The sequence below is a fragment of the Streptococcus gallolyticus subsp. gallolyticus DSM 16831 genome, assembly GCF_002000985.1.
GTDB lineage: Bacteria > Bacillota > Bacilli > Lactobacillales > Streptococcaceae > Streptococcus > Streptococcus gallolyticus.
Window position 1 is genome coordinate 663,761 of sequence record NZ_CP018822.1, and the last position, 12,586, is coordinate 676,346.

Here is a 12,586-nt window from a genome sequence, read left to right on the forward strand (position 1 = left end):
TAATATTTTCTGAATAATTCTGATTTTATACAGATTTTAGAATAGTAAATGATTGGAAAGATAGTGAGGTCGAGTGAATGGCTAGAAATGGCTTTTTTACAGGTTTGGATATAGGAACAAGCTCGATTAAGGTTCTAGTAGCAGAATTTGTTTCTGGCGAAATGAACGTGATTGGTGTGAGTAATGTTCCCAGTACGGGAGTAAAAGACGGGATTATTATAGATATTGAGGCTGCTGCTGAAGCGATTAAAAAAGCGGTTGAGCAAGCAGAAGAAAAAGCAGGAATGACAATTGATAAGATTAACGTAGGTCTTCCAGCTAACTTGCTTCAAATCGAACCCACCCAAGGGATGATTCCAGTACCTAGTGAATCAAAAGAAATTAAAGATGAAGATGTTGATAGTGTTGTTAAATCAGCATTAACAAAAAGTATTACTCCAGAACGTGAAGTAATCTCATTGATTCCTGAAGAATTTATCGTTGATGGTTTCCAAGGAATTCGTGATCCACGTGGCATGATGGGGATTCGCTTAGAGATGCGTGGTTTGATTTATACAGGACCAAGCACTATCTTACATAATCTTCGTAAAACAGTTGAACGTGCAGGCATTAGTGTTGAAAATATTATCATCACACCGCTTGCTATGGCAAAATCAGTTCTTAATGAAGGTGAACGCGAATTCGGTGCTACTGTAATTGATTTAGGTGGCGGTCAAACGACTGTTGCTTCTATGCGTGCACAAGAATTGCAATACACTAACATTTACCCAGAGGGCGGTGAATATGTAACCAAAGATATTTCAAAAGTTTTGAAAACATCTATGCAGATTGCTGAAGCCCTTAAATTCAACTTTGGACAAGCTAACCTAGAGGAAGCAAGTTTGTCAGAAACTGTCCAAGTTGATGTCGTTGGTAGTGATACACCTATCTCAGTTAGCGAGCGTTACTTGTCAGAAATTATTTCTGCGCGTGTACGCCACATCCTAGATCGTGTTAAACAAGATTTGGAACGTGGACGTTTGCTCGACTTACCAGGAGGTATTGTTCTTGTTGGTGGTGGAGCAATCATGCCAGGTGTGGTTGAAGTTGCTCAAGAGATTTTTGGAACAACAGTTAAACTACATGTTCCAAATCAAGTTGGTATCCGCAATCCAATGTTTGCTAACGTCATCAGCCTTGTTGAATACGTTGGTACAATGAGTGAAGTGGATGTGATTGCGCAACGAGCAGTTTCTGGTGAAGAACTTCTTCGACGCAAACCAGTTGATTTTGAACCACAACCGCAAGTACAACCACGAGTGGTCTATAATAACGACCCAGTTGTACCAGCAAATGATAACCTAGTACCGCAACCTACTCAGGTTCCACCAGTTCAAAAACAAGAAGAATCAAGACCAAAACTTGGTGAACGTGTTCGTGGTATTTTTGGAAGTATGTTTGACTAAACAATAAGTGAGGAATAAAAATGGCATTTTCATTTGACACAGCATCAGTACAAGGTGCAGTTATTAAAGTTATCGGTGTTGGTGGTGGCGGAGGCAACGCTATCAACCGTATGATTGATGAAGGTGTTGCTGGTGTTGAATTTATCGCAGCAAACACTGATATCCAAGCATTGAGCTCATCTAAAGCTGAAACTGTTATTCAGTTAGGCCCTAAATTGACTCGTGGACTTGGTGCTGGAGGACAACCTGAAGTAGGTCGTAAGGCTGCCGAAGAAAGTGAAGAAGTGTTGACAGAAGCTCTTACAGGGGCTGATATGGTCTTTATCACTGCTGGTATGGGCGGTGGTTCTGGTACAGGTGCTGCACCAGTTATCGCACGTATTGCTAAAAGCCTAGGTGCTCTTACTGTTGCTGTTGTAACACGTCCATTTGGTTTTGAAGGAAACAAACGTGGTAACTTTGCAGCAGAAGGAATTGCAGAACTTCGTGAACAAGTAGATACATTACTTATCATTTCAAATAATAACCTTCTTGAAATTGTTGATAAGAAAACACCTCTTCTTGAAGCGCTTAGCGAAGCTGATAATGTTCTTCGTCAAGGTGTTCAAGGTATCACTGACTTGATTACAAGTCCTGGTCTTATCAACCTTGACTTTGCCGATGTTAAAACAGTTATGGCAAACAAAGGTAACGCCCTTATGGGGATTGGTATTGGTTCTGGTGAAGAACGTATTACAGAAGCTGCTCGTAAAGCAATCTTCTCACCACTTCTTGAAACTACAATTGATGGTGCGCAAGATGTTATCGTTAATGTTACTGGTGGACTTGATATGACGCTTACAGAAGCAGAAGAAGCTTCTGAAATCATTAGTCAAGCAGCAGGTAAAGGTGTTAATATCTGGCTTGGTACATCTATTGATGATACGATGAAAGATGAAATCCGCGTAACAGTTGTTGCAACAGGTGTTCGTCAAGATCGCGCTGAGCAAGCAGCAGGATTCCAACAACCAACTCGTTCATTTACTCAAGCTAATGCACAACAAGCAGCAGGTGCTCAATACGCTTCAGAGCGTACACAACAACCAAATCAAACAACATTTGAACGTCGTTCAAGTTTTGACTATGATATGGGTGAAAGCCACGCTATGCCAGCTTCACAACAGCCAGCAGCTAACCAATCTCAACAAAAAGAAAATTCATTTGGTAACTGGGATCTTCGCCGTGACAACATTGCACGTCCAACAGAAGGTGAATTAGATAGTAAATTGACAATGTCAACATTTACAGCCAATGATGATGCGGATGATGAACTAGAAACACCACCATTCTTTAAAAATCGTTAATGACAGATTTTCAAAAAAATAAAGACCTTGTTTTTGAACAAGTTGCGCAGGCTGCGCAACAAGCCAATCGTTCTAAAGAAAGTGTCAATGTTATTGCCGTGACGAAGTATGTTGATAGTGGTGTTGCTGCTCGTCTTATTGACACAGGTATTGAACATATTGGTGAAAATAGGGTCGATATGTTTCTTGATAAATATGAAGCCTTAAAAGATAGAAAATTGACTTGGCATTTAATTGGAAGTTTGCAACGTCGAAAAGTTAAAAATGTGATTAACTTTGTTGATTATTTCCATGCCTTGGATTCTGTCAAACTTGCTTCAGAGATTCAGAAACGAGCAGAGCATACTATCAAATGTTTCTTACAGGTTAATATTTCAGAGGAAGAGAGCAAACACGGTTTTAAAGTTTCGGAAATTAACGAAGCTTTAGCCGCAATCTCTGAATTTGATAAAGTGGAAATCGTGGGCTTGATGACAATGGCTCCGAAAGAAGCTTCTGAAAGTGAGATTGAAGAAATTTTTGGAAAAGCAAACCAACTTAGACAAGAGTTACAAGCTCGCCAATTACCTCATATGCCTTTTACGGAATTAAGTATGGGGATGAGTGGTGATTACAAAATTGCGATTCGCAATGGAGCGACTTTTGTTAGAATTGGAACATCATTCTTTAAATAACGGGAGAACAAAAGATGGCATTTAAAGATAAATTTGACAAACTAATTTCTTATTTCGACACTGATGAGGTAAGTGATGTTGAAGAAACTGTTGAAGAAGAGGCTCAACGCCCACGTGTTCAACAGCAAGCAGAAGCAGTACCACAACAAGCCCAAAGACGTGCTGAACCAGTTCAAAATGTTAGAACTCAGCAAGTTCAAGGTGGTGGAGCAGCTCGTCAACGTCCACAACAGCCTCAACAAAGACGAGCAGTTGAAGAAAATCAACCTGTTCGTTCAATAAATCAACGTCGTGAAGAACAAATGCAAGTACGTGCTAATCAAGCAACAACGACAATTGCTTTGAAATTTCCTCGTAAATATGAGGATGCTCAAGAAATTGTTGACCTTTTGATTGTTAATGAATGTGTATTGATTGATTTCCAATACATGCTTGATGCACAAGCACGCCGTTGCCTTGACTTTATTGATGGTGCAAGTAAAGTTCTTTATGGAAGTCTTCAAAAAGTTGGTAGTTCAATGTACTTATTGACACCTTCTAACGTTATTGTTAATGTTGAAGAACTTGCTGTTCCAAATAACGGGCAAGACATCGGTTTTGACTTTGACATGAAGAGACGCTAATATATGATTTTTGTATTAATTGTACTATTAAGACTAATTCAGTTTTACTCTTATCTGTTATTTGCGTATGCTTTACTTTCATGGTTCCCAGGAGCCTACAACACTTGGTTTGGAAGAGCCATGGGGCAACTGGTTGAACCAGTTATTAGACCTTTTCGCCGTTTTAATCTTCAATTCATGGGATTAGACTTTACGATTTTAGCCGTAGTAATTGCGCTAAACGTTTTAAGTCGTGTTCTTATCATGATTTTTGCGTAATATGGCGATGAAAAAAGGTTTATATCAGCATTTTCGACCAGATGAGTATGATTTTATTGAAAAGATTGATGACCTTGCTCGTCGTGTCGAAGAAACTTATGCATATGCTTTAACAGATTTTCTAAATCCTCGCCAAGTTGATATCGCAAAAAGCGTTATTGGCAATCGAGGATTGCACTATTTTGTTTCGAGTGATTATTATCCAGCTGAATACGCTCGACTTATTGTGGCACCTGACTATTATGAGTTTAATCCTGAGAATTTTGAATTAACCTTGCTTGAGGTGAATTACAATTCAAAATTTAATCAGCTGACACATTCTCAGATTATGGGGACTTTACTTCATAAGCTTGGGATTAAACGAACAGTTATCGGAGATATTTTAGTTGAATCTGGTTATGCGCAGCTTTTGGTAACACAAAATATGGCTGATTACTTTAGAGCTAATGTGACTAAAATTGCTAAGGCTAGCGTTTCACTAAAAGAAATTCCTCTGGAACAGTTAATTGCAGGTGAGAAAGATAGTCGGCAACTGGACATCATGGTTTCTAGTATGCGCATGGATAAAGTTCTTGCAACAGTTTTGAAGCTTTCAAGAAGTCAAGCAGTGCAGTTGATAGAAACTGATAAAGTAAAACTTAACTATCAAATAGTTGATAGAGCCTCAGAAATGCTTCAAGTTGGAGATTTGATTAGTGTTAGAGGATTTGGTCGCTTTTCTATTTTAAGTGAAAATGGTCTCACTAAAAATGGAAAATGTAAATTGACCGTAGATAAGATGATACATAAATAAGGAGAAATCAATGGCACTTACAGCACTTGATATTAAAGATAAAACATTTAAATTAAAATTTCGTGGTTACGACGAAGAAGAAGTTAATGAATTTCTTGATATTGTTGTAGATGATTATGAAGACTTGGTTCGTCGTAATCATGAACAAGAAAACAGAATCAAAGATTTAGAAGATAAATTAGCTTACTTCGATGAAATGAAAGAATCATTGAGTCAATCTGTTATCCTTGCACAAGAAACAGCTGAAAAAGTTAAAACATCTGCTAACGATGAAGCTGCTAACCTTGTTAGCAAAGCTAACTATGATGCACAACATCTTATTGATGAGGCTAAATCAAAAGCTAATCAAATTTTACGCGATGCAACTGACGAAGCTAAACGTGTTGCTGTGGAAACAGAAGATTTGAAACGTCAAACACGTGTATTCCACCAACGTTTGGTAGCAGCTATCGAAGGGCAACTTGGTTTAACAAATTCACCAGAATGGACAGAATTGTTGCAACCAACAGCAGTTTACCTTCAAAACTCAGATGCTGCTTTCCGTGAAGTTGTTGAAAAAGTTTTGGAAGAAGAAGTTCCAGAAACAGATGACGAATTGTCAATGGATGCAACACGTCAATTTACACCAGAAGAAATGGAAGAATTGCAACGTCGTGTTGAAGCAGGGAACAAACACCTTGAAGAAACACAAAAAATTGCTATTGTAGATGACAACGAAGCAGATTCTGAAATCAATCTTAACGAAACACAAACATTTAAATTAAATATCGAAGAATAAGAAAAACACGGTTGATAGTCAATATTTACAGCGAGCAGGCGATGGTGTGAGACCTGCAATCACTTGGGTATCAATTATCCTTTTCTAACATTTTTACCTGAATCAAGTAGGGTAAAAGGGCAAACTCACCTTACGAGTTAAAGAGGGAAATTTAGATTTTAAAAACTAAGTTTCTAAACTAAGGTGGTACCACGAGCTTTCGTCCTTTTTGAGACGAAGGCTTTTTTGTTTAACCATTTATATGTTAGGTCATTTTCTGTTATTGGCAATGTCAATGATAGTTAAATATTATTATTTATAAGGAGTAGTCATGAAACTAAAAGATACGCTTAATCTTGGGAAAACTGCGTTCCCAATGCGTGCTGGACTTCCAAACAAAGAGCCAAATTGGCAAAAAGAATGGGAAGAAGCAGATATCTATGCTAAACGTCAACAATTAAATGAAGGCAAACCTTCTTTCAATCTCCACGATGGACCTCCGTACGCTAACGGAAATATTCACGTTGGTCACGCCATGAATAAAATTTCAAAAGACATTATTGTTCGTTCAAAATCAATGTCTGGTTTCCGTGCTCCTTATATTCCTGGTTGGGACACACACGGACTTCCAATTGAACAAGTGTTGGCTAAAAAAGGTGTGAAACGCAAAGAAATTCCTTTGACTGAATACCTTGAAATGTGTCGTGAATACGCACTTAGCCAAGTTGATAAACAACGTGAAGATTTCAAACGTCTTGGGGTATCTGCTGATTGGGAAAATCCATATATCACATTAATTCCTGAATACGAAGCTGCTCAAATTCGTGTCTTTGGTGCAATGGCTGATAAAGGTTACATCTACCGTGGTGCAAAACCTGTTTACTGGTCATGGTCATCTGAATCAGCACTTGCTGAAGCTGAAATCGAATACCATGATATCGATTCAACATCACTTTACTATGCTAACAAAGTTAAAGATGGTAAAGGTGTGCTTGATACTGATACTTATATCGTTGTTTGGACAACAACACCATTTACAGTAACTGCTTCACGTGGTTTGACTGTTGGTCCTGATATGGATTACGTTGTTGTGAAACTAGCTAATGATGACCGAAAATTCGTTGTTGCAGAAGGACTTTTGGATAGCTTAGCTGAAAAATTTGGTTGGGAATCATTTGAAGTTCTCGCTAAACATAAAGGTACTGAACTCGAATACATCGTTACAGAACACCCATGGGATACAGAAGTAGATGAACTTGTTATCTTGGGTGACCACGTTACACTTGATTCAGGTACAGGTGTTGTCCATACTGCCCCTGGTTTTGGTGAAGATGACTACAACGTTGGTGTTAAATACGGATTGGAAGTTTTTGTTACTGTTGACGAACGTGGTATCATGATGGAAAATGCTGGTCCAGATTTCCAAGGTCAATTCTACGATAAAGTTGTTCCAACTGTTACTGAAAAACTTGGTGACCTTTTGCTTGCTAGCGAAGTCATCACTCACTCATACCCATTTGACTGGCGTACTAAGAAACCAATCATCTGGCGTGCTGTACCACAATGGTTTGCATCAGTTTCTAAATTCCGTCAAGACATTCTTGATGAAATTGACCGCACAACATTCTATCCAGAATGGGGTCGTACACGTCTTTACAACATGATTCGTGACCGTGGTGACTGGGTTATCTCACGTCAACGTGCATGGGGTGTGCCACTTCCAATCTTCTATGCTGAAGATGGTACAGCTATCATGACGAAAGAAGTGACTGACCACGTTGCTGATTTGTTTGCTGAACATGGTTCAATCGTTTGGTGGCAACGTGAAGCTAAAGACCTTCTTCCAGAAGGATTCACTCATCCAGGTTCACCAAATGGTGAATTCACTAAAGAAACTGATATCATGGACGTATGGTTTGACTCAGGTTCTTCATGGAATGGTGTTATGAATGCCCGCGAAGGTTTGGAATATCCAGCTGACCTTTATCTTGAAGGTTCTGACCAATACCGTGGTTGGTTCAACTCATCATTAATCACTTCAGTTGCCGTTAACGGACATGCTCCTTACAAAGCTGTGCTTTCTCAAGGTTTCGTCCTTGATGGTAAAGGTGAAAAAATGTCTAAATCACTCGGAAATACAATCCTTCCAAGTGATGTTGAAAAACAATTTGGTGCTGAGATTTTACGTCTTTGGGTAACTAGCGTTGATTCTAGCAACGATGTTCGTATCTCAATGGATATTTTGAAACAAACATCAGAAACTTACCGTAAAATCCGTAACACACTTCGTTTCTTGATTGCCAATACAGCAGATTTCAATCCAAATACAGATGCAGTTGCTTACGAAAACTTGCGTGCAGTTGATAAATACATGACTGTTAAATTCAACCAATTGGTAGCAACAATCCGCAAAGCTTACGAAGCCTATGACTTCATGGCGATTTACAAAGCTGTCGTGAACTTCATCACAGTTGATTTGTCAGCATTCTATCTTGATTTTGCTAAAGATGTTGTTTACATCGAAGCAGCAGATAACCTTGCTCGCCGTCAAATGCAAACAGTTTTCTACGATATTTTGGTTAAAATCACTAAATTGTTGACACCAATTCTTCCTCACACAGCTGAAGAAATCTGGTCATACCTCGAATTCGAACCAGAAGAATTTGTTCAATTGTCTGAATTACCAGATGCTGAAGTCTTTGCAGGGCAAGAAAATATTCTTGAAGAATGGGATGCCTTCATGACACTTCGTAACCAAGCTCAAAAAGCTTTGGAAGAAGCTCGTAATGCTAAAATCATTGGTAAATCATTGGAAGCTCATTTGACAATTTATGCTAGCGAAGAAGTGAAAACTCTTCTTACAGCACTTGATAGTGACGTTGCTCAATTGTTGATTGTATCTCAATTGACTGTTACTGATGAAGCTGCGCCTGCTGACGCAGTAGTCTTTGATGATGTTGCGTTCACAGTTGCTCATGCTGACGGACAAGTTTGTGACCGTTGCCGTCGTGTTGACCCAACAGCTAAAGAACGTTCATACGGTGTTACTATTTGTGACCACTGTGCTGAAATCGTTGAAGCAAACTTCCCAGAAGCAGTAGCAGAAGGATTTGAAGTTAAAGCAAAATAACATCACTTTACTGTTTAACAAATACAAAAAAAAACGAACTCAAATTTTTGAGTTCGTTTTTTACATACCAAAGCAACAAAAAATCAGGTTGCGAAGACCTGATTAGTGAGCTGTTGGGAATGAAATTTCAATTAGATTTGCTGTATGCAAGGTTTTTAGTTGGTCTAATTGAACGATTGATTTGTCGATTTTACGTTTGAGGAAAAATTCACGAATGGCTTCAATTTCACTATCTTTAATAGCGCGATATTTGTTTGAAATCAACAGCTCGTAGTGTTTTGGCGCTTGTGTGAAAATAACATCAGTATTTCCTGCAGAGTAGGTCTCGACGAGCTTGGCGTCCGTATTTCGCAACTGATTACGAACTAGCTCAGAATGACTACTTGTTGTGTTGATTAACCTCATAGATCTCCTCCTGTGTGATTTTCTACCACTATTATAACACTATTTTGAGTGAAAAAGTAGAATAAGAGATATTAGTGATGATTTTTTTTCCAAGCTTCAACGCCCCACTTATGGCTACCGCGTTTTAGTTTTTCAATAGCTTCATTAATTGGAAACCAAGATAGGTTGTTGAAGTCTTCCAAAGGAGCATCAATTTCTTCAAAATGTGTCACTTCGTAGATATAAGCGGGATTATAAAAGTATGTATCACGGTGGCGAGAGTAAAAATACTCATCTGCCTGTCCATAGTAATAACCTAGCTCAGCCGAAAAGCCCAATTCTTCAATGAGTTCACGTTTTAAAGCTGAAAAATGGTCTTCACCTGCCTCGATTTCTCCGCCAGGAAGAAACCAAGAACCATTAGGTGCTTGAACTAGGATAATCTGATTTTTATCAGCGTTGGGAATAACGGCATAAACACCATAGCGTGCTTTGTAATCAACAGTTGTAAGTTTTTCACCGAAAGTTGGATTTGTCATGATATTCTCCTATGAAAAATGTGATAGAAATAGTGGAGACCGAAATAATTAATACGAGTGTCTATTGGTGATATTATACTAAAAAAATGAACTTTTTTCTATAAAATTGTCGGAATATTTCGATTTTAATTTTACGACAATTTATGCATTATAAAAAAAGCAGAGCAGAAAATTTTGTGGAAATCTGGAACGTCATCAAGTTTTGTTTTCTTGTTGATGAGGAGTCGTTGAGGCAAAGAAAAAGAGATTGGAACTATTGTTGTTCCAATCTCTTTAGAGTTTCATTATTCTGATTCTGCTGAAACGGTTGTTTCTTCTTTTTCAACTTTTTTAGCAGATTTGATGATAATTTTACCATTGCTTGTCATAACAGCTTTCAAATCTTTTTCGCTTGGATTTTCAAGATAGAAGTCTGTAATGGCATCTTCAATGTGGTCTTGGATAGTACGACGTAATGGACGAGCTCCCATTTTAGGATCGTAGCCAAGGTCAACTAATTTTTCTTTTACCTTATCAGTGACTTCGAGGTGAATATCGTTAGTTGCTAGACGTTTATTGACATCCTCAAGCATAAGGTTAACAATTTGGAGAAGATTGTCTTTGCTAAGAGCCTTAAATTCGATAATACCGTCGAAACGGTTCATGAATTCAGGGCTGAAGTAGTTGCTAAGTTCACCAAGGACAGAATTTGTACGTCCTTCACGAGCAGCACCGAAACCAACTGAAGCTTCTGTTTTACCAGTACCAGCATTAGAAGTCATGATAATAATAGTATCTTTGAAGCTTACTGTACGACCTTGACCGTCAGTCAAACGACCGTCATCAAGAACTTGCAAGAACATATGCATAACATCAGGATGCGCTTTTTCAACTTCGTCAAGAAGGATGAGTGAGTATGGATTACGGCGAACTTTTTCTGTCAATTGACCAGCTTCTTCGTAACCAACGTATCCTGGAGGTGCTCCGACAAGTTTAGCGACCGCATGTTTTTCCATGTATTCAGACATATCGAAACGAATCATGCTGTCAGCTGAGCCGAAAAGTTCGATCGCTAATTGTTTAGAAAGTTCTGTTTTACCAACACCAGTTGGTCCAACAAAGAGGAATGAACCGATTGGACGATTTGGTGTACCGAGACCGACACGGTTACGACGAATAGCTTTAGCAATTTTGTCAACGGCATCATCTTGACCGATGACGTGTGTTTTCAAATCATCAGCGAGATTGATTAATTGTGATTGTTCCTTCTCTTTCAAATCACCAACAGGGATGTTAGTTTTTTCTTCAACGATAGCTTCGATAGTCTTTTCAGTAATGACTGGAATATCGTCTTCGTTGATTGTTTGTTGTTGCATTTCCTTGTATTTAGCGATTTGGTCACGGAAATAAGCTGCGCGTTCATAATCTTCTTCGCGAGTAGCTTGTGTTTTTAGGTTTTCAGCTTCCACTAAACGCTTGTCGATTTCTTGTGGGTCAACAAAGTTAAGGGTTAAATTCATCTTAGAGCCAGCTTCGTCTAGCAAATCAATGGCTTTATCTGGGAGGAAGCGGTCTTGAATGTAACGGTTAGAAAGATTTGCGGCAGCCTCAATTGCATCATCGCTGTATTTGACATGATGATAATCTTCGTATTTCTTTTGAATACCACGAAGAATCGTAATCGTTTCTTCCACACTTGGTTCATCAACTTTGACAGGTTGCATACGGCGTTCAAGTGCTGCATCTTTTTCAATAATGCGGTATTCATTGAGTGTCGTAGCACCAACTAATTGAAGTTCACCACGAGCAAGTGCTGGTTTTAAAATATTACCAGCGTCCATGTTGCCGTCGCCTGCAGAACCAGCACCGACAATTTCGTGAATTTCGTCAATGAAGAGAATAACGTCCTTGCGTTCACGGATTTCTTCCATGAGTTTTTGCATACGTTCTTCAAATTGACCACGAATACCTGTGCCTTGCACAAGGCTAACGACATCAAGACGAATAACTTGTTTATTTTGAAGTTTTTGTGGAACGTTACCATCTACGATTTTTTGAGCTAATCCTTCAACAACGGCTGTTTTACCAACCCCTGGTTCACCAATAAGAACAGGATTATTTTTTGTACGACGGTTAAGAATTTCAATCACACGAATGATTTCGGCATCACGTCCAATGACAGGGTCGATGTCACCGCGACGAGCAATATCAGTAACGTTGATACCAAATTCTTCTAGCAAACCTTTTTGTTGTTGCTGTTGGTTAGCTGCGCCGTTTGGACGATAATTGTTATTATTGCCGCCGTTATTTCCACCACCTGATTGTGTTGGAGGCGTATTTTGGAAATCTTGTCCACCGAATGCGTGGAAATTATTCAAATTACTGAAGAAATCATCAAAAGGATTCATACCAGTAGATTGATTTTGTGTGGAAGAAGCTTGTGCATCTCCTAAACCACCTAAAATAGTATTGTTAGGGTCAGTTTTCATGATTTGATAGCAGTTTTGGCACAAATCAATTTGCTTTTGCTGACCATTGACATTTGTATAAAGATGAATTGTTGATTCGTTTAAATGACAATTTTGACAGAGCATATAAAATACCCTCCTTTCGTAATGGCTTGACATTGACAATAAAGGTCAAAGATAGTCAAACTTCATG

General features: G+C 38.7%; 11 protein-coding genes. 8 read left to right on the forward strand and 3 right to left on the reverse strand.

The window, feature by feature from the left end:
* The first annotated feature begins 77 nt into the window (after positions 1-77).
* The 8 genes from ftsA to ileS all read left to right on the forward strand — a co-directional run bounded on the left by ftsA (position 78) and on the right by ileS (position 9,023).
* Positions 78-1,445, forward strand: coding sequence for a cell division protein FtsA (gene ftsA / locus BTR42_RS03615; protein WP_012961619.1), 1,368 nt, complete (start codon positions 78-80; stop codon positions 1,443-1,445).
* Positions 1,446-1,465: 20 nt separating this feature from the next.
* A complete protein-coding gene (ftsZ, locus tag BTR42_RS03620; protein ID WP_009853693.1) occupies positions 1,466-2,788 on the forward strand; it encodes a cell division protein FtsZ in 1,323 nt (440 codons plus the stop codon).
* Positions 2,788-3,462, forward strand: coding sequence for a YggS family pyridoxal phosphate-dependent enzyme (locus BTR42_RS03625; RefSeq protein ID WP_061458954.1), 675 nt, complete (start codon positions 2,788-2,790; stop codon positions 3,460-3,462). The genes ftsZ and BTR42_RS03625 overlap by 1 nt, the downstream gene beginning before the upstream one ends.
* A 14-nt stretch (positions 3,463-3,476) precedes the next feature.
* The gene (locus BTR42_RS03630; protein ID WP_009853695.1) at positions 3,477-4,085 is read left to right on the forward strand and encodes a cell division protein SepF; all 609 of its coding nucleotides are present in this window, start codon (positions 3,477-3,479) and stop codon (positions 4,083-4,085) included.
* A gap of 3 nt (positions 4,086-4,088) precedes the next feature.
* Entirely contained in the window at positions 4,089-4,343 is a 255-nt protein-coding gene (locus tag BTR42_RS03635) for a YggT family protein (protein WP_013642817.1), read from the forward strand.
* A 1-nt stretch (position 4,344) separates the two neighbouring features.
* Positions 4,345-5,136 (forward strand): YlmH family RNA-binding protein, encoded by a 792-nt coding sequence (locus BTR42_RS03640; RefSeq protein WP_074656369.1) that lies wholly within the window; start codon positions 4,345-4,347, stop codon positions 5,134-5,136.
* 10 nt (positions 5,137-5,146) lie between these two features.
* Positions 5,147-5,914, forward strand: coding sequence for a DivIVA domain-containing protein (locus tag BTR42_RS03645; RefSeq protein ID WP_013642819.1), 768 nt, complete (start codon positions 5,147-5,149; stop codon positions 5,912-5,914).
* Positions 5,915-6,224: 310 nt separating this feature from the next.
* On the forward strand, positions 6,225-9,023 hold the full coding sequence (gene ileS / locus BTR42_RS03650) for an isoleucine--tRNA ligase (RefSeq protein ID WP_074656373.1): 2,799 nt from the start codon (positions 6,225-6,227) through the stop codon (positions 9,021-9,023).
* A gap of 102 nt (positions 9,024-9,125) precedes the next feature.
* Here ileS and BTR42_RS03655 read toward each other — a convergent pair whose 3' ends face one another.
* From BTR42_RS03655 to BTR42_RS03665, 3 genes are all read right to left on the reverse strand, one after another.
* Entirely contained in the window at positions 9,126-9,428 is a 303-nt protein-coding gene (locus BTR42_RS03655; protein ID WP_009853700.1) for a DUF1827 family protein, read from the reverse strand.
* A 71-nt stretch (positions 9,429-9,499) separates the two neighbouring features.
* On the reverse strand, positions 9,500-9,946 hold the full coding sequence (locus BTR42_RS03660) for an NUDIX hydrolase (protein ID WP_077496456.1): 447 nt from the start codon (positions 9,944-9,946) through the stop codon (positions 9,500-9,502).
* A gap of 284 nt (positions 9,947-10,230) precedes the next feature.
* Positions 10,231-12,519, reverse strand: coding sequence for an ATP-dependent Clp protease ATP-binding subunit (locus BTR42_RS03665; RefSeq protein ID WP_077496458.1), 2,289 nt, complete (start codon positions 12,517-12,519; stop codon positions 10,231-10,233).
* Between the last annotated feature and the right edge of the window lie 67 nt (positions 12,520-12,586).

Coding starts and splice junctions, on each gene's coding strand:
- ftsA (WP_012961619.1), top strand. CDS start 78: ATGGCTAGAAATGGCTTTTTTACAGGTTTGGATATAGGAACAAGCTCG.
- ftsZ (WP_009853693.1), top strand. CDS start 1,466: ATGGCATTTTCATTTGACACAGCATCAGTACAAGGTGCAGTTATTAAA.
- BTR42_RS03625 (WP_061458954.1), top strand. CDS start 2,788: ATGACAGATTTTCAAAAAAATAAAGACCTTGTTTTTGAACAAGTTGCG.
- BTR42_RS03630 (WP_009853695.1), top strand. CDS start 3,477: ATGGCATTTAAAGATAAATTTGACAAACTAATTTCTTATTTCGACACT.
- BTR42_RS03635 (WP_013642817.1), top strand. CDS start 4,089: ATGATTTTTGTATTAATTGTACTATTAAGACTAATTCAGTTTTACTCT.
- BTR42_RS03640 (WP_074656369.1), top strand. CDS start 4,345: ATGGCGATGAAAAAAGGTTTATATCAGCATTTTCGACCAGATGAGTAT.
- BTR42_RS03645 (WP_013642819.1), top strand. CDS start 5,147: ATGGCACTTACAGCACTTGATATTAAAGATAAAACATTTAAATTAAAA.
- ileS (WP_074656373.1), top strand. CDS start 6,225: ATGAAACTAAAAGATACGCTTAATCTTGGGAAAACTGCGTTCCCAATG.
- BTR42_RS03655 (WP_009853700.1), bottom strand. CDS start 9,428: ATGAGGTTAATCAACACAACAAGTAGTCATTCTGAGCTAGTTCGTAAT.
- BTR42_RS03660 (WP_077496456.1), bottom strand. CDS start 9,946: ATGACAAATCCAACTTTCGGTGAAAAACTTACAACTGTTGATTACAAA.
- BTR42_RS03665 (WP_077496458.1), bottom strand. CDS start 12,519: ATGCTCTGTCAAAATTGTCATTTAAACGAATCAACAATTCATCTTTAT.